The 17,550-nt window shown below is 66.6% G+C and carries 15 protein-coding genes; 12 read left to right on the forward strand and 3 right to left on the reverse strand.

The features are described from left to right. Positions 1 to 110: 110 nt before the first annotated feature. Genes mnmG through AC3WQY_RS16135 form a run of 4 tightly spaced genes read left to right on the forward strand, consistent with a single transcriptional unit; the run spans position 111 to position 4,354 of the window. Complete coding sequence (mnmG, locus tag AC3WQY_RS16120; RefSeq protein ID WP_492709612.1) at positions 111 to 2,087, forward strand: tRNA uridine-5-carboxymethylaminomethyl(34) synthesis enzyme MnmG; 1,977 nt, start codon at positions 111 to 113, stop codon at positions 2,085 to 2,087. Beyond that, complete coding sequence (rsmG, locus tag AC3WQY_RS16125) at positions 2,084 to 2,737, forward strand: 16S rRNA (guanine(527)-N(7))-methyltransferase RsmG (protein ID WP_492709613.1); 654 nt, start codon at positions 2,084 to 2,086, stop codon at positions 2,735 to 2,737. Before mnmG ends, rsmG begins: the two co-directional genes overlap by 4 nt. Before the next feature lie 58 nt (positions 2,738 to 2,795). Further along, complete coding sequence (locus tag AC3WQY_RS16130; RefSeq protein WP_285234528.1) at positions 2,796 to 3,566, forward strand: ParA family protein; 771 nt, start codon at positions 2,796 to 2,798, stop codon at positions 3,564 to 3,566. A 2-nt stretch (positions 3,567 to 3,568) separates the two neighbouring features. Further along, the gene (locus tag AC3WQY_RS16135; protein WP_492709614.1) at positions 3,569 to 4,354 is read left to right on the forward strand and encodes a GNAT family N-acetyltransferase; all 786 of its coding nucleotides are present in this window, start codon (positions 3,569 to 3,571) and stop codon (positions 4,352 to 4,354) included. A gap of 7 nt (positions 4,355 to 4,361) precedes the next feature. Here the strand turns inward: AC3WQY_RS16135 and AC3WQY_RS16140 are convergent, their stop codons facing one another. Both AC3WQY_RS16140 and argC read right to left on the reverse strand, forming a co-directional pair. Continuing rightward, entirely contained in the window at positions 4,362 to 4,796 is a 435-nt protein-coding gene (locus AC3WQY_RS16140; protein ID WP_492709615.1) for a GNAT family N-acetyltransferase, read from the reverse strand. Further along, on the reverse strand, positions 4,793 to 5,746 hold the full coding sequence (gene argC, locus AC3WQY_RS16145) for an N-acetyl-gamma-glutamyl-phosphate reductase (RefSeq protein ID WP_492709616.1): 954 nt from the start codon (positions 5,744 to 5,746) through the stop codon (positions 4,793 to 4,795). Before argC ends, AC3WQY_RS16140 begins: the two co-directional genes overlap by 4 nt. Positions 5,747 to 5,797: 51 nt before the next feature. Between argC and AC3WQY_RS16150 the strand changes: the two genes are divergently transcribed. The 6 genes from AC3WQY_RS16150 (at position 5,798) to AC3WQY_RS16175 (ending at position 13,600) form a co-directional block, all read left to right on the forward strand. Beyond that, a complete protein-coding gene (locus AC3WQY_RS16150; RefSeq protein ID WP_492709617.1) occupies positions 5,798 to 6,346 on the forward strand; it encodes an RBBP9/YdeN family alpha/beta hydrolase in 549 nt (182 codons plus the stop codon). 16 nt (positions 6,347 to 6,362) lie between these two features. Then, positions 6,363 to 7,262, forward strand: a complete 900-nt coding sequence (locus AC3WQY_RS16155) for a ParB/RepB/Spo0J family partition protein (RefSeq protein WP_285234523.1) — start codon at positions 6,363 to 6,365, stop codon at positions 7,260 to 7,262. A 370-nt stretch (positions 7,263 to 7,632) separates the two neighbouring features. Then, positions 7,633 to 9,555, forward strand: coding sequence for a PrkA family serine protein kinase (locus tag AC3WQY_RS16160; protein WP_285234522.1), 1,923 nt, complete (start codon positions 7,633 to 7,635; stop codon positions 9,553 to 9,555). Between the two features lie 13 nt (positions 9,556 to 9,568). After that, the gene (locus AC3WQY_RS16165; RefSeq protein ID WP_492709618.1) at positions 9,569 to 10,849 is read left to right on the forward strand and encodes a YeaH/YhbH family protein; all 1,281 of its coding nucleotides are present in this window, start codon (positions 9,569 to 9,571) and stop codon (positions 10,847 to 10,849) included. Next, positions 10,846 to 12,444, forward strand: a complete 1,599-nt coding sequence (locus AC3WQY_RS16170) for a SpoVR family protein (protein WP_425334676.1) — start codon at positions 10,846 to 10,848, stop codon at positions 12,442 to 12,444. Before AC3WQY_RS16165 ends, AC3WQY_RS16170 begins: the two co-directional genes overlap by 4 nt. 109 nt (positions 12,445 to 12,553) lie before the next feature. Then, positions 12,554 to 13,600: a hypothetical protein gene (locus AC3WQY_RS16175; protein WP_492709619.1), complete on the forward strand. Its 1,047-nt coding sequence runs from the start codon at positions 12,554 to 12,556 to the stop codon at positions 13,598 to 13,600. 13 nt (positions 13,601 to 13,613) lie between these two features. Here AC3WQY_RS16175 and AC3WQY_RS16180 read toward each other — a convergent pair whose 3' ends face one another. Next, positions 13,614 to 15,035 (reverse strand): FAD-binding oxidoreductase, encoded by a 1,422-nt coding sequence (locus AC3WQY_RS16180; RefSeq protein WP_492709620.1) that lies wholly within the window; start codon positions 15,033 to 15,035, stop codon positions 13,614 to 13,616. A 149-nt stretch (positions 15,036 to 15,184) separates the two neighbouring features. Here AC3WQY_RS16180 and AC3WQY_RS16185 point away from each other — a divergent pair, with 149 nt between their 5' ends. Next, entirely contained in the window at positions 15,185 to 15,424 is a 240-nt protein-coding gene (locus AC3WQY_RS16185) for a hypothetical protein (protein ID WP_285234518.1), read from the forward strand. A gap of 160 nt (positions 15,425 to 15,584) precedes the next feature. Beyond that, positions 15,585 to 17,525, forward strand: coding sequence for a methyl-accepting chemotaxis protein (locus tag AC3WQY_RS16190; RefSeq protein ID WP_492709621.1), 1,941 nt, complete (start codon positions 15,585 to 15,587; stop codon positions 17,523 to 17,525). Positions 17,526 to 17,550 lie beyond the last annotated feature (25 nt).

Raw genomic sequence — 17,550 nt, forward strand, 5'->3', positions numbered from 1 at the left:
GGACAAGCTTGGCGACCGTGACTTATCCACAGCCCCTTGCGTAAAATCCAGGGTTTGCCCGCGCCACTTTGCACATCCCTGCGACGGCGCCGAATCGAGGCCCACTCCCCATGCTCTATCCCAAGGAATTCGACGTCATCGTGGTCGGTGGCGGCCATGCCGGCACCGAGGCCGCGCTGGCCGCCGCGCGCATGGGCGTCAGCACCTTGCTGCTGACCCACAATATCGAGACCCTGGGCCAGATGAGCTGCAACCCCTCGATCGGAGGCATCGGCAAGGGCCATCTGGTCAAGGAAGTCGACGCCCTGGGAGGCGCGATGGCCGCGGCCACCGACGAGTCCGGCATCCAGTTCCGCATCCTCAATGGCTCCAAGGGCCCGGCCGTGCGCGCCACCCGCGCCCAGGCCGACCGCGTGCTCTACAAGGCCGCCATCCGCCAGCGCCTGGAGAACCAGCCGAACCTGTGGCTGTTCCAGCAGGCGGTGGACGATCTGATGGTGGAGGGCGATCGCGTGGTCGGCGCCGTCACCCAGTCGGGCCTGCAGTTCCGCGCCCGCGCGGTGGTGCTGACGGCCGGCACCTTCCTCGATGGCCGCATCCATATCGGCCTGCAGAACTACAGCGCCGGCCGCGCCGGCGATCCGCCGGCGGTCTCGCTCTCGGCGCGCTTGAAGGAGCTGAAGCTGCCGCAGGGCCGGCTCAAGACCGGCACGCCGCCACGCATCGACGGCCGCAGCATCGATTTTTCAAAGTGCCAGGAGCAGCCCGGTGACCTGGACCCGGTGCCGGTGTTCAGCTTCCTGGGCAACGCCGCCCAGCACCCGCGCCAGCTGCCCTGCTGGATCACGCACACCTCGGCACGCACGCACGAGATCATCCGCTCGGGCTTCGACCGCAGCCCCATGTTCACCGGCGTGATCGAGGGCGTCGGGCCGCGCTACTGCCCCAGCATCGAAGACAAGGTGAACCGCTTTGCCGACAAGGACAGCCACCAGATCTTCCTGGAGCCCGAGGGCCTGACAACGCACGAGTTCTACCCCAACGGCATCTCCACCTCACTGCCCTTCGATATCCAGTTGGCCGCCGTGCGCTCGATTCCCGGCCTGGAAGAGGCGCATATCCTGCGCCCCGGCTACGCCATCGAGTACGACTACTTCGACCCGCGCGAGCTGAAGAGCAGCTTCGAAACCCGTGCCATCCACGGCCTCTACTTCGCCGGGCAGATCAATGGCACGACGGGCTATGAGGAAGCCGCCGCCCAGGGCCTGTTCGCCGGGCTGAACGCCGCCCTGCAGGTGCAAGGCCGCGGCCCCTGGCTGCCGGCACGCGACCAGGCCTACCTGGGCGTGCTGGTGGACGACCTCATCACCAAGGGCGTGACCGAGCCCTACCGCATGTTCACCAGCCGCGCCGAATTCCGCCTGCAGCTGCGCGAGGACAACGCCGACCTGCGCCTGACCGAGGTCGGCCGCGAACTGGGCCTGGTGGACGATCAACGCTGGGATGCCTTCAACCGCAAGCGCGATGCTGTTTCACGTGAAACAGAGAAGCTCAAGTCCACCTGGGTGCATCCCGGCATCCTGCCGGCCGGCGACGCCGAGCGCCTGGTGGGCAAGGCCCTGGAGCGCGAGTACACCTTGATCGACCTGCTGCGCCGCCCCGGCGTGGTGTTCGACACCCTGACCGAGGTGAGCCGTATTGCCCGCCCCGAGGCCGATGTTTCGCGCGCTTCCTTGAATGCCGAGCTGGGCGAGACCCTGGCCGCGGCCGTGATCGAGCAGGTGGAGACCAGCGTCAAGTACGCCGGCTACATCAACAAGCAGGTCGAGGATGTGGCCCGCGCCGCGCATTTCGAGAACCTGCGCCTGCCCGCCGAGCTGGACTACAGCCAGGTCAGCGCCCTCTCCTTCGAGGTGCGGCAGAAGCTCAGCAAGCACCTGCCCGAGACCCTGGGCCAGGCCTCGCGCATCTCGGGCGTGACCCCGGCCGCCATCTCCCTGCTGCTGGTGCACCTCAAGAAGGGCCGCTTCAAGGGCTTCGACGGCTCCACCCCTGCCTCCAACGACGACAGCAACGCCGCCGCATGACCGACATCGCATCCCTGCGCGCCCCCCTGCAAGCGGCCGCGCAGACCCTGGGCCTGACGCTCAGCGACAAGCAACTGGACCAACTGCTCGCCTATCTGGACCTGATCCAGAAATGGAACAAGGTCTACAACCTCACCGCCGTGCGCGACCCCCAGGCCATGCTGACCCAGCATCTGGTGGACAGCCTGAGCCTGCTGCCGGCGCTGCGCCGCCATGCCCAAGGCCAAGCTCTGCGCATGATGGACGTGGGCAGCGGCGGTGGCTTGCCGGGCGTGGTGGTGGCCATCTGCGAGCCGGGCATCGATGTGACCTGCGTGGATGCCGTGGCCAAGAAGGCCACTTTTATCAAGCAGGTAGCGGCGGAGCTGGGCTTATCCAATCTGCACGGGGAACACTCAAGGGTCGAGGCGCTCAAGGTGCCGGCCTTTGACCTGATCACCTCGCGCGCCTTTGCCTCGCTGCTGGACTTCACCACCCTCACCCGGGCACACCTGAAACCCGGCGCGATCTGGTTGGCCATGAAGGGCCAACACCCCACGGAAGAACTGGCGGCCCTGCCGGCCGACCTGGATGTGTTTCACGTGGAACAACTGCAGGTGCCAGGCCTGGATGCGCAGCGCTGTCTCATCTGGATCAAACCCAAGGGCTGATCTCACCATGGCCGCTTCGCATCGCGGCTACCATCCTGCCTGCACAAAATAAAAGACCATGGCCAAGATCTTCTGCGTTGCCAATCAAAAAGGTGGGGTCGGCAAGACCACCACCACCGTCAACCTTGCCGCCGGCTTGGCCAAGGTGGGCCAGCGCGTGCTGGTGGTGGATCTGGACCCGCAGGGCAACGCCACCATGGGCTCGGGCATCGACAAGCGCGCGTTGGAACTGAGCGTGTACGACGTGCTGCTGGAATCCGCCAGCGTGGCCGAGGCCAAGCAGCACAGCGAGAAGGCCGGCTACGACGTGCTGGGCGCCAACCGCGAGCTGGCGGGCGCCGAGGTCGAGCTGGTGGAGCTGGAGCGCCGCGAGCGCCGCCTCAAGACTGCCCTGGCCGCCGCCAGCGCCGACTACGACTTCATCCTGATCGATTGCCCGCCCTCGCTCTCGATGCTGACGCTCAACGGCCTGTGCTGCGCCCATGGCGTGGTGGTGCCCATGCAGTGCGAGTACTTCGCGCTGGAAGGTCTGTCGGACCTGGTCAACACCATCAAGCAGGTGCATGCCAATCTGAATGCCGATCTGCAGATCATCGGCCTGCTGCGCGTCATGTTCGACCCGCGCATTACCTTGCAGAACCAGGTCAGCGACCAGCTCAAGGCGCATTTCGGCGACAAGGTGTTCGACACCGTGATCCCGCGCAATGTGCGCCTGGCCGAGGCGCCCAGCTATGGGTTGCCCGGCGTCGTGTTCGACCCCAGCTCCAAGGGTGCCCAGGCCTTTGTGGACTTTGCCCGCGAGATGGTGCGGCGCATCGCCACGATGTGACGGTGGACACCGCAGCATTGGCGGCGCTGGCGCAGCGCGCCGAGCAGGCCGGCCTGAACGCCAGCGCACCGCCGCAGGAGGCCTGGGTGGATGGCTGGCTGATACGCCTTTCCCCCGGCAAAGCCAAGCGCTCGCGCTGCATCAACGCCCTGCAGGCCGGCAGCCTGCCGCTGGATGAATTGCTGGCGCGTTGCCAGGCCAGCTTCGACGCCGCCGGCCTGCCGCTGGTGCTGCGCATCACCCCTTACAGCCAGCCCGCCGACCTGGACCAACAGTTGGCCGGGCGCGGCTGGTTCGAGTTCGACGCTGCCGATGTGATGGTGCGCGCGCATCTCGTCGATGCGGCATGGCAGGGCCTGCCCGAGGGTCAGGTCTTGCGGGCGGTGGATGCGGATACCTATGCGCGGGCGGTGGGCCTGCTGCGCGGCTCCAGCGCCACCGAAATTGCTGCCCATGCCGAACGCATGCAGGCCTCGGCCGTTCCCTATCAGGGGTTTTTGCTGCAACGCAGCAACGACAGCGCCCTGCTCTGCTGCGGCCAGTTCGCACGCGAGGGCGACATGGTCGGCCTGTTCGACATCTTCACGCCGGCCGATCAGCGCGGCCAGGGGCATGGCGAGCAGCTGTGCCGCGCCCTCTTGCGTCAGGCGGCAGCGCAGGGCGCGTGCGCGGCCTATCTGCAGGTCGGCACCGAGAACGCCGTGGCACAGCGCCTCTACCGCCGGCTGGGCTTCATCCAGGCCTATCGCTACCACTACCGCAGCCACGATCCGCGCGCCGCGGCATGAGCGACGCTCAGTCGCGCGGCTTCCAGACCTTGAGCAGGATGTGGCGGGTGAAGCCCGGCACATAGTCATGCACATGGGCGATGCAGGCGTAGCCCAGGTGCTCGTAGATCTGCGCCGTTTCGTCCGAGAGGGTCTCGATCAGCGCGTCCACACAGCCGCGTTTGAGCGCCTGCGCCTCGAGCTGGCGCAGGCATGCGCCGCCCAGCCCCTCGCCGCGCCGATCGGCCTCCACCCAGAGATAGTTCACATAGAGCCGACCGAACTCGGTGCGGCCGGTAGCGCCCGCCAGCAGCTCATCGCCTTCGTAGAGGGCGCAGGCAATGTCACGCGCATCGCTGCCCTGGGCCTGCTGGCGGCCGTGGATGAATACGCCCTCGCGCACCGCATCCAGCGCGGCCTGCGGCACCTCCTCGTCACGCCGCCATTGCCGCAGCGCGCTCAAAGGCCCAGGCTTTCTTCCACGCCCAGGTGCACATTCATCGCCTGCACGGCGGCACCGCTGGCGCCCTTGCCGAGGTTGTCCAGGCGTGCCATCATGAGGATCTGGCCAGGTTTGTCGTCCGGGCTACCGAACACAAAGATGTCCACCCGGTTCGTGTCGTTGCAGGCCTGCACATCGAAGAAGCCGTCTTCCAGCGTGGCGGGGTCGCGCAGCGGCATCACGCGGATGAAGCGCTCGCCCTCGTAATGCGCGGCCAGGGCCTCGCACACCTGCGCGGGCGTGCTGCCGGCGCGCAGCTGGCTCAGGTGCAGGGGCACGCTCACCGCCAGGCCCTTGTAGAAATTGCCGACGATGGGCTGGAACACCGGCGCATGGCGCAGGCCGGTGTGCGCCATCATCTCGGGCAGGTGCTTGTGCGTCAGGCCCAGAGCATAGGGCCGCGGGGCCTGCAGCCTGGCATCGCCGCCAGCTTCATACTGGGCAATCATGCTCTTGCCACCGCCCGAGTAGCCGGTGATGGAGGTGGCCGAGACCAGCGCCTCAGCGCCCAGCAGGCCAGCGTCCACCAAGGGGCGCAGCGCCAGGATAAAGGCGCTGGCATGGCAGCCCGGGTTGGCGATGCGCTTGGCGGCGCGGATGGCCTCACGCTGGCCCTTGCACAGCTCGGGCAGGCCGAAGGTCCAGCCCGGCACCGTGCGGTGCGCGGTGCTGGCGTCGATCAGGCAGGTGTTGGGATTGCTGATCATGGCCGCGGCCTCGCGCGAGGCGGCGTCGGGCAGGCAGAGAAAGGCCACATCGGCGGCGTTCAGCAGGCGCGCGCGTTCGGTGGCGTCCTTGCGCTTGTCGGCGTCAATGCGCAGCACCTCGATGTCTTGGCGCTGGGCCAGGTACTCGTGAATACGCAGGCCCGTCGTGCCCTCCTGGCCATCCACAAACACCGCGTACGTCATGACTTCTCCAGCACAATCCAAACAAAAGGACTGAAAGCATAAAGCCAAAGCATGTCGGATCACCCTGTATACCTGTTGCCCGGCTGGTTGAACTCGGATCCCGAGCATTGGCAGAGCCGCTGGGAGCGCGAGCTGGGCCACCAGCGCATCGAGCAGGCCGACTGGGATTGGCCGCGCCGTGGCGACTGGATGGCGCGCCTGGACGAGGTGCTCCTGAACGACGCCCGCCTGCTGCACCGGCCGGCCCTGCTGGTGGCGCACAGCCTGGGCTGCCAGCTGGTGGCCAGCTGGGCCGAGCACAGCCGGCACAGCGCCCGCGTGGCGGGCGCACTGCTGGTGGCGCCGCCCGATACCGAGCGCGATGACATGCCGCCACAGCTGCACAACTGGCGGCCGATCCGGCGCCGCGCCCTGCCCTTTCCCGCCATCGCGGTGGTGAGCAGCGATGACCCCTTCTGTGCACCGGAGCGCGGCGCGCAAATGGCCGCCGACTGGGGCGCCAAGCTGGTGATCGCCGGCGCGCTGGGCCATCTCAACACGGCGTCCGGACTGGGCGGCTGGCCCGCCGGCCAGGCCCTGCTGGGCCAACTCCGGCAGTAAGGGACAATCGCGCCCTATGGTGACAAAAAAACCCAAGGGCCTGGGCATGGGCCTGGAGGCCTTGCTCGGCCCCAAAGTCAGCGAATCCGCCGCACCCGCCGGTGACGGCGAGCCCAGCCAACTGAGGCTGGAGCAGATGCAGGCCGGCAAGTACCAGCCGCGCACGCGCATGGACGAAGGCTCGCTCTACGAGCTGGCCGAGAGCATCAAGGCGCAGGGCATCATGCAGCCCATCCTCGTGCGCCCCATCAAGCCGGATGGCGCGGTGCGCTACGAGATCATCGCCGGCGAACGGCGCTTCCGCGCCGCCAAGCTGGCAGGCCTGCGCGAGGTGCCGGTGCTGGTGAAGGCGGTGCCCGACGAGGCCGCCGCGGCGATGGCCCTGATCGAGAACATCCAGCGCGAGGACCTCAATCCGCTCGAAGAGGCGCAGGGTCTGAAGCGCCTCACCGAGGAGTTCGGTCTCACGCACGAACAGGCCGCCCAGGCAGTGGGTCGCTCGCGCAGTGCCGCCAGCAATCTGCTGCGTCTGCTGCAGCTCGCCAGCCCGGTGCAGAACATGCTGATGGCGGGCGATCTGGACATGGGCCACGCACGCGCCCTGCTGGCCCTGGACGGCGCGCACCAGATCACCTGCGCCACCGAGATCGCCGCCAAGAAGCTCAGCGTGCGCGAGGCCGAGAAGCTGGTGCAGCGCCAGGGCGCGGGCCGCCAGACGCCCTTGCTGCGCGTCAAGAACGAGAAGAGCCGCGACCTCTTGCGGCTCGAGGAAGAGCTGTCCGATCTGCTCACCGCACAGGTCGAGATCGTGGTGAAGAAGCGCACCAAGCGCGGCGAACAGGGCGAGCTCAGCATCCAGTTCGGCTCGCTCGACGAGCTCAACGGCCTGATCGACAGGCTGCGCGGTCCGCAGTAAAAAGCAAAGCAGCAATGCAACGAAGCCGTGCCGGAGCGCACGGCTTTTTTCATGCAAACTCGGGCCATGCAAACAGCTGTCAACTGGCCGTGCGCGCAACACGCTGAAGGCAGTGTGAAGGGCATCACGTCGCCTGCCGCGCACATGATGGCGGATGGGCGTAGCATGGTGTCAAGCGATCGAATTTGGGCGGCGCCAACTGCCCTCTTTTTCAAAGCATTGACACGCTTGCCTTGATCGAAGCTGTAGACATGCCGAGCTCAGGAAAGCTCTGACGGCGCCTTGATTCAGGACGCCGCCAGAACTTCCCAGACGACGCCAGCATCGCTGCCGGATCCGGCGTCGCCTCCCACGAACACAGGAGGTCAGCATGGACGTGATCAGCAGTTTTGCCGCACGCTACGAACGCACCCGCGTCGAGGAACTCACGCTTGAGGAATACCTCGCCGAGTGCAAGCGCAATCCCCTCGCCTACGCCAGCGCCGCCGAGCGCATGCTGCAGGCCATCGGTGAGCCGCATACGGTGGACACCCGCCACGACCAGCGCCTCTCGCGCCTGTTCGCCAACAAGACCATCAAGCTCTACCCCGCCTTCGCCGAGTTCTACGGCATGGAGGATGCGATCGAGCAGGTGGTGAGCTACTTCCGCCATGCCGCGCAAGGCCTGGAAGAGAAGAAGCAGATCCTCTATCTGCTGGGCCCGGTGGGCGGCGGCAAGAGCTCGATCGCCGAGCGCCTCAAGCAGCTGATGGAGCATGTGCCCTTCTATGCGCTGGCCGGTTCGCCGGTGAACGAATCGCCGCTGGGCCTGTTCGACGCGGCCGAGGACGGCCCGCTGCTGGAGAAGGAATACGGCATCCCGCGCCGCTATCTGAACCGCATCCTCAGCCCCTGGGCGGTGAAGCGCCTGGACGAGTTCGGCGGCGACATCCGCCGCTTCAAGGTGGTGAAGCGCTACCCCAGCGTGCTCAAGCAGGTCGGCGTGGCCAAGACCGAGCCGGGTGACGAAAACAACCAAGACATTTCCTCGCTGGTGGGCAAGGTCGACATCCGCAAGCTCGAGACCTACGCGCAGGACGATCCCGATGCCTACAGCTATTCCGGCGGCCTCTGCCTGGCAAACCAGGGCCTGCTGGAGTTTGTGGAAATGTTCAAGGCCCCCATCAAGGTGCTGCACCCGCTGCTGACCGCCACGCAGGAAGGCAACTTCAAGGGCACCGAGGGCTTTGGCGCCATCCCCTTCGACGGCATCGTGCTGGCGCATAGCAACGAGAGTGAGTGGAAGACCTTCCGCAACAACAAGAACAACGAGGCCTTCCTCGATCGCATCTACATCGTCAAGGTGCCCTACTGCCTGCGCGTCAGCGAAGAGGTGAAGATCTACGAGAAGCTGATCCGCGGCTCATCGCTGTCCGACGCCAAGTGCGCCCCCGGCACGCTCAAGATGATGAGCCAGTTCGCCATCCTCACGAGACTGAAGGAACCCGAGAACTCCTCGCTGTACTCGAAGATGCAGATCTACGATGGCGAGAACCTCAAGGACACCGACCCACGCGCCAAGAGCTACCAGGAGTACCGCGACTATGCCGGCGTCGACGAGGGCATGAGCGGCGTCTCCACGCGCTTTGCCTACAAGATCCTCTCCAAGGTCTTCAACTTCGATTCCAGCGAGGTGGCGGCCAATCCGGTGCACCTGATGTATGTGCTGGAGCAGCAGATCGAGCGCGAGCAGTTCCCCAAGGAGCTGGAAGACAAGTACATCGGCTTCATCAAGGAGCATCTGGCGCCGCGCTATGCCGAGTTCATCGGCAAGGAGATCCAGACCGCCTACCTGGAAAGCTATAGCGAGTACGGCCAGAACATCTTCGACCGCTACGTCACCTATGCCGACTACTGGATCCAGGACCAGGAGTACCGCGACACCGACACCGGCGAGGTGTTCGACCGCTCGGCCCTGAACGCCGAGCTCGAGAAGATCGAGAAGCCGGCCGGCATCAGCAACCCCAAGGACTTCCGCAACGAGATCGTCAACTTCGTGCTGCGCGCGCGCGCCAACAACGCCGGCAAGAACCCGGCCTGGACCAGCTACGAGAAGCTGCGCACGGTGATCGAGAAGAAGATGTTCTCCAACACCGAGGAGCTGCTGCCGGTGATCAGCTTCAACGCCAAGGCCAGTGCCGACGAGGCCAAGAAGCACGAGAACTTCGTGCAGCGCATGGTGGACAAGGGCTACACGGCCAAGCAGGTGCGCCTGCTCTGCGAGTGGTACTTGAGAGTGCGCAAGAGTTCTTGAACCAGGAGCACAAATGCTGCAACAGATCATTGATCGGCGGCTCTCGGGAAAGAACAAGTCCATAGGCAATCGCGAGCGCTTCCTGCGCCGCCACAAGGAGCAGATCCGCGAGGCGGTGCGCCGCGCCGTGGACGGGCGCGGTATCCGCGACATGGAGCGCGGCGAGGATGTGCACATCCCCAAGAAGGACCTCAGCGAGCCGGTGTTCGGCCATGGCGAGGGCGGCGTCCGCGAGGTGGTGCGGCCGGGCAATACCGAGCATGTGAAGGGCGACCGCGTGCCCAAGCCCAAGGGAGGCGGCCAGGGTCAGGGCGGCGGCAAGGCCAGCGACTCAGGCGAGGGCGAGGACGACTTCGTCTTCCACCTCAGCAAGGAAGAGTTCATGCAGGTCTTCTTCGAGGACCTGGCCCTGCCCAATCTGGCGCGCACCACGCTGGCCGACACCCCCGAGTACAAGACGCACCGGGCCGGCTACACCAGCGATGGCACGCCCACCAATCTGCACGTGGTGCGCTCGATGCGCGGCGCATTAGGCCGGCGCATCGCGCTGGGCATGGGCAAGCGGCGCGAGCTGCACGAGCTGGAGGAACGCCTGGAGCTGCTCAAGCGGGAGGACGCCAACAAGCCCGATGTGAAGGCCCTGATCGCCGAGACCGAGGCGCGCATCGCGCTGCTGAGGGAACGCATCGCCAGGATCCCGTTTCTCGATCCCATCGATCTGCGCTTTCGCAGCCGCGTGCGCGTGCCGGTGCCGACCACAAGAGCCGTGATGTTCTGCCTGATGGATGTGTCGGGCTCGATGGACGAATCGCGCAAGGATCTGGCCAAGCGCTTCTTCATCCTGCTCTACCTGTTCCTGACGCGGCATTACGAGAAGATCGACGTGGTCTTCATCCGCCACCACACCCAGGCCCAGGAGGTGGACGAGCAGAACTTCTTCCACGCCACCGAAACCGGCGGCACGGTGGTCTCCTCGGCCCTGGTGCTGATGGAACAGATCATCCGCGAGCGCTATTCCCCCACCGAGTGGAATATCTACGGCGCCCAGGCCAGCGATGGCGACAACTGGCACCACGACAGCGGCCGCTGCCGCGAGTTGCTGGCCGAGAAGATCCTGCCCCTGTGCCGCTACTTCGCCTATGTGCAGGTGGCCGAGCAGGAGCAGAACCTCTGGGAGGAATACTGCAAGCTGGCCGACGAGGGCTATCCGTTCGCGATGCGCAAGGCGGTGGAGGTGGCGCAGATCTACCCGGTGTTCCGTGACTTGTTCAAGAAGGAAGGAGCAAGCACATGAGCCAGATCGAGAACCGCCGCAATATCGGAAGGGCCTCGGACAGCGGCGAATACGGCGGCCGCCGCACGCCCGAGCCGCTGCGCGAGATGAAGCCCCTGCCCAGGCGCCCCAGCCAGCACCTGGCATCGCCCAGCGACTGGACCTTCGAGCTGATCGACGAATATCACGACGTGATCCGTGCCACCGCCGAGCGCTATGGCCTGGACACCTACCCCAACCAGCTGGAGATCATCACCGCCGAGCAGATGATGGACGCCTACGCCTCGGTGGGCATGCCGGTGAACTACCGGCATTGGAGCTATGGCAAGGAGTTCATCGCCACCGAGCGCAATTACAAGCGCGGCCAGATGGGCCTGGCCTACGAGATCGTCATCAACTCCGACCCCTGCATCGCCTACCTGATGGAGGAGAACACGATGGCCATGCAGGCGCTGGTGATCGCCCATGCCTGCTACGGCCACAACAGCTTCTTCAAGGGCAACTACCTGTTCCGCATGTGGACGGACGCCTCGTCCATCATCGACTACCTGGTCTATGCCAAGAACTATGTGGCCGAATGCGAGGAGCGCCACGGCATGGAGGCGGTGGAGGCCTTGCTGGATTCCTGCCACGCGCTGATGAACCATGGCGTGGACCGCTATCGCCGCCCGGCCAAGCTCTCGCTGGCCGAGGAGCGCGCCAGGCTCAAGGACCGCGAGCATTACGCCCAGCAGCAGATCAACGACCTCTGGCGCACCCTGCCGCGCCGCGCCGACAAGGAGGCCGAGGCGCAAAGCGCGCGCCGCTTCCCCGAGGAGCCGCAGGAGAACATCCTCTACTTCATCGAGAAGAACGCGCCGTTGCTGGAACCCTGGCAGCGAGAGGTGGTGCGCATCGTGCGCAAGATCGCCCAGTACTTCTATCCGCAGCGCCAGACCCAGGTGATGAACGAGGGCTGGGCCACCTTCTGGCACCACCGCCTGCTGAACCAGATGTATGACGACGGCTACCTCAGCGACGGCATGATGATCGAGTGGCTGAAGTCGCACACCAATGTGATCGCCCAGCAGCCCATGGCCAACCTCAATCCCTATGCGCTGGGCTTCGCGATGTACACCGACATCAAGCGCATCTGCGAGCAGCCCACCGAGGAGGACCGGCGCTGGTTCCCCGACATCGCCGGCAGCGACTGGCTGCCCACCCTGCACCATGCGATGCGCAACTTCAAGGACGAGAGCTTCATCGGCCAGTACCTCAGCCCGAATCTGATGCGCGAGTTCCGCCTCTTCTCCATCGTCGACGACGAGAAGCTCAAGGACTACGAGATCTCGGCCATCCACGACGAGTCCGGCTACCAGCATGTGCGCGAGGCCCTGTCCAAGCAGTACGACCTCTCCACCCGCGAGCCCAATATCCAGGTCTGGAACGTCAATCTGCGCGGCGACCGTTCGCTGACCCTGCGCCACACCCAGCATATGGACCGCCCCCTGCATGAAACCGCGCAGGAGGTGCTCAAGCATGTGGCAAGGCTGTGGGGCTTTGGCGTGCACCTGGAAAGCGCCAACGCCCTGGGCGACATCACCCAGCGCTGGAGCGTGCCCGCCCCCGAACATTGAAGGGGGGCTGAACAGGTCAATAGCGGGGCTTAGCCGCCCTACTTGCGACGCGCGAAGCGGCTGCCGACTCCTAGAATTTGCTGGCTATCGCTCGCTCAGGGAGTTCCCCATGTCTGTGCTCATCAACCCGCGGCCCGGCCGCTTGGCGGCCCTCGGCCTGGCCGCCGCGCTGGCCGCCTGCGGTGGCGGCGGCTCCTCCGACAGCAGCAGCCCCACCGACAACCTCTACGCCGCCAGCTCCGAGGCGCAGAAGGCGGTGGAGGGCAGCCTGAGCGCCGCCAACACGGCGGTCAGCAAGAGCGTGGTGCTGGGCCAGAACCCCTTGTTCGACCTGGGCAGCCCCAGTGCGGCCGCGGCCAATGCCGCGGCGGCCAATGCCGCGGCGGCCAATGCCGCGGCGGCCAACCGGCCGAGCGCCCAGGTGCTGGCGCTCGGCAAGGCGCAGGCGGTCGAGGCCTTCACCTGTGTGGAACTGGAGCTGTTCACCGGCCCCTGCACCGGCTCGGCCACGGTGGAGGCCAATTTCGCCGCCGACGCCGTCAAGATCCCGGCCAGCAGCTTCATCGCGATGAGCTTCACCAACCTGGCCGGCCCGGTCGACGGGCTCGCCATCAGCCTGAGCGGCCAGTACCGCATCGACTTCCTCAGCGAGATCGACACCAAGGCCAGCAGCTACGCCAACGCCCACCTCAAGCTCAGCACCACGGCCTTCGCCGGCAAGCTGGGCGACTACAGCTTCGGCCCCGACAGCTCGGTGGCCACGGTGGACTACGACGCCAGCGGTGCCCCCACCCTCACCATCGGCGATCTGGTGCTCAGCAAGGTCCAGCTGGAAGGCCCGCTCACCAACAGCCAGTACCGCCTGGCCAACGCCCAGGTGCGCCAGCCCTACTGGGCCAGCGGCAGCGGCAACAAGATCGATTACCTGCTCAAGCCCTGGGAACTGAAGGCCTCGCGGCCCGCCCTGGGCTCGATCGCCACGCTGGCCGCCAGCAACGCTGCCAGCGCCAAGGTGGAGGTCACCGCCTCGGCCGCCGCCAGCGTGGTCTATGCGGTGCAGATCAGCGCGGCGGGCGCCACCAAGCGCTACACCGTCACCGCCAGCTATGCGAGCGGCAGCGACACGCCCAGCTACAGCGTCAGCGAGCTGAACTGAGCTGAGCTGAGCGCTAGATCCGGAAGATCTTGCCCGGGTTCATGATGTTGTGCGGGTCGAGCGCGCGCTTGAGCGTGCGCATCAGCGCCACCGCGGCCTCGCCCGCCTCTTCCACCAGAAAGCCTTGCTTGTGCAGGCCGATGCCGTGCTCGCCGGTGCAGGTGCCCTCCAGCGCCAGCGCGCGCGCCACCATCTGATGGCTGAGGCGCTCGGCGGTCTCGCGCTCCGCGGGCTTGGCCGGGTCGATCAGATAGCCGAGGTGGAAATTGCCGTCGCCCACATGGCCGACGATGAAGTAGGGAATGCCGGCCTCCTCCACCTCCTGCACCGAGGCATTGATGCTCTCGGCCAGGCGTGAGATCGGCACGCAGGTATCGGTGGTGACGCAGCGGCAGCCCGGCCGCGTCTGCAGGGCCGAGAGGTAGGCATGGTGGCGCGCGGTCCAGAGCTTGCTGCGCGCCTCGGGCGTGGTGGCCCAGTCGAAGTCCTCGCCACCGAACTCGCGCGCAATCTCCTGCACCGTGGCGGCCTGCTCGGCCACGCTGGCCGGCGAGCCATGGAACTCCATCAGCAGCATGGCCGACTCGCGCAGGCCCAGGCGGTCGTGCAGGTTCACCGCACGCACCGTGTTGGCGTCCAGCAGCTCGCAGCGCGCGATCGGCACGCCCATCTGGATGATCTGGATGGTGGTCTGCACCGCCGCATCGATGCTGGGAAAGAAGCACACCGCCGCCGACACCGCCTCGGGCAGCGGATAGAGCTTGAGCGTGAGCTCGGTGATCACGCCCAGCGTGCCCTCGCTGCCCACATACAGGCGCGTCAGGTCGTAGCCGGCGCTGCTCTTGCGCGCACGCGAACCGGTCTGCGCGATCTCGCCCTGCGCCGTCACCACCGTCAGGCCCAGCACGTTCTCGCGCATGGTGCCGTAGCGCACCGCATTCGTGCCGCTGGCGCGCGTGGCCGCCATGCCGCCCAGCGAGGCATCGGCACCCGGGTCGATCGGGAAGAACAGGCCCTGGTGCCTGAGCTCGTTGTTGAGCTGGTTGCGCGTCACGCCGGCCTGCACCGTCACGGTCAGGTCCTCGGCATGCACACGCAGGATCTTGTTCATGCGCGACACATCCAGGCTCACCCCACCCTGCACCGCCAGCAGATGGCCTTCCAGCGAGGTGCCGGCGCCATAGGGGATCACCGGCACGCGGTGCTGCTGGGCCAGCGCCACGACCACGGCCACCTCCTCGTTCGTTTCGGCAAACACCACCGCATCGGGCGGCGGCACGTCGAAGGGCGACTCATCCCGGCCATGCTGCTCGCGCAGCGCCAGCGCCACCGAGCATCGGCTGCCAAAGCGCGCCTGCAAGGCCTCCAGCATCGCCGGAGGCAGGGGCCGCGGCGCATAGTCGGGCAGCAGATCGCGAGGCAGGGCAGCGTTCATGGCGGAATCCTCCGGGCCGGTGGAACAGGCATTCTAGGAAGCCGGGGCTGAACCCATGCTGAATGCTTGTGATCACGCAAGCCGCGCCACTTGTGCACCCGCGCTCGCAGTGCCACCATCCTTACACGCGCACAGCCCGGAGGCCATCCATGTCCGACCTTGCTTCATCCCTGCTGATCCTGTTGGTGCTGGTGCTGGCCCTGGCCGGCGCGGTGCGCTTTGATCTCTTGCCGGCCATCGTGCTGAACCTGTTCAAGGCCCCCAGTCCCCCGGTGCCGCCACCGCCCACCGAGCTGCATCATGGCGCCGCTTTCCCGGAACCCACCGAGCCGGCACATTCGCAGATGGCGCGCAAGCCCGACTTTCATCGCAGCGGCCGGCGCGGCTGATACCCTGCCGCGAATAAGGGCTGGCCGGCGTTCGCACGGCTGCGTAGACTAGCAAAAGCCAAGTCAGCGGTCCTGTTGCCCAAGAGCACAGGTGGGAGCACGCGCTGAGTCGTTCGGGTGGCATGGCTGCCGCCCTTTCTGCGCTCTGAGGAGAATCTCCATGAGCCTGCTGAACCGACTCACCATCCGCCGCAAGCTCCTGCTGTTGAGCCTGCTCGTCCTGCTGGCACTCAGCATCCCCTCGGCCTTCCAGATCAAGCAGGCGCGCGACCTGGCCGCCGCCGCCGAGGGTGAACTCGAAGGCCTGGCGCCGGCGCGCCAGCTCGTCAAACTCACCCAACTGACCCAGCAACACCGTGGCCTCTCGGCCGCGCAGCTGGGCGGTAACAACGCGGTGCAGGACGCGCGCGCCGCCAAGAACGCCGAGGTCAAGAAGCAGTTCGCCAAGGTGGACGGCATGCTGACCCGGCTGGAGCTGACCGAGCCGATGCGCAAGACCTGGCAGAACGCGCAGCAGCAGTGGCAGGCGCTGTCCGGCGAGGTGGATGCCAAGTCGTTGAAGGCAGCACAGAGCAGCAGCAAGCATGCGCAGCTGATCGCGGTCTACTTCAAGCTGCTCGATCAGCTGGTCGACCAGTCGGGCCTGATCCTGGACCCCGAGGCCGCCACCTACTTCCTCATCACCGCCAGCCTGGTCAAGCTGCCGCTGGCCACCGAGGCCATGGGTCAGGCGCGTGCGCGCGGAGCCGGCTTCCTGGCCGAGGCGCAGATCGGTCCGGAAGGCCGCACCCTGCTGACCGGCCTGGTGCAGCAGGCCTCCGACCAGCACAGCGGCATGGTCACGGCCTTCGAGAAAAGCTTTGCCGTCGACGCCGAGCTGAAGCGTCAGCTCGCCGGCGCCATCACCAACCTGGCAAGCCAGGTGGAGGGCTCCTTGCAGCTGACGCGCCAGGAACTTGTCGCCGCCACCGAACTCAAGTACCCGGCGCCCGACTACATCGCCAGCTACACCAAGACCATCGACGCGATGTTCGTCTGCGGCGAGCAGGCCATGGATGCGCTGGAGAAGCTGCTGAGCCAGCGTGTGCGCGAACTGCAATGGAGCAGCTGGATCGTGCTGATCCTGCTGGCCCTGATGATGGCGGTCATCCTGCTGGTGGCGCGCGGCATCTCGCGCAGCATCATCGTGCCGCTGGGCCATGCGGTGGTGCTGGCCGACCAGATCGCGCGCCGCGATCTGAGCGGCGATGTGGATGCCAGCTCCAGGGACGAGATCGGCCAGCTCAACCAGTCGCTGCTGGCGATGCGCGACGGCCTGCGCGGCGTGATTGGCGAGGTGCGCGGCAATGCCGACCATGTGGCCCAGGCCTCGCAGGAACTGGCCCAGGGCAACAACGACCTCTCGCAACGCACCGAGCAGCAAGCCTCGGCGCTGCAGCAGACCGCCAGCTCGATGGAAGAGCTGACCGTGACGGTGCGCAGCAACGCCGACCAGGCCGCCGAGGCCAGCGGCCTGGCCCAGCGCGCCTGCGAGGTCGCGCTGACCGGCGGCCAGGCGGTGGCGCAGATCATCAGCACCATGGGCGATATCGAGGCCAGCAGCCGCAAGATCGAGGAGATCATCGCGGTGATCGACAGCATTGCCTTCCAGACCAATATCCTGGCGCTCAACGCCGCCGTCGAGGCGGCCCGCGCCGGCGAGCAGGGGCGCGGCTTTGCGGTGGTGGCCTCCGAGGTGCGTGCGCTGGCACAGCGCAGCGCCGAGGCCGCCAAGCAGATCAAGCAGCTGATCGCCACCAGCGTCAATCAGGTCGGCGCGGGTGCCAAGCTGGTGAACGGCGCGGGCGTCACCATGCAGGACACGGTCAGCTCGATCCGCAGCCTGGCCGAGCTGGTGGCGCGCATCAGCCAGGCCTCCACCGAGCAGACCGGCGGCCTGGTGCAAATCAACGAGGCGGTCTCGCACATGGACGAGCTGACGCAGCAGAACGCCGCCCTGGTGGAGCAGACGGCCGCGGCCGGCATGAGCTTGCGTGAGCAGGCCCAGCACCTGGCCGAGTTGGTGAACACCTTCCGGGTGCCCGGCGCGGGCCGGGCTTGAGTAAGGCAAGATGCGGGCTTTACCG

Source organism: Roseateles sp. FW301-B2 (genome assembly GCF_058788955.1).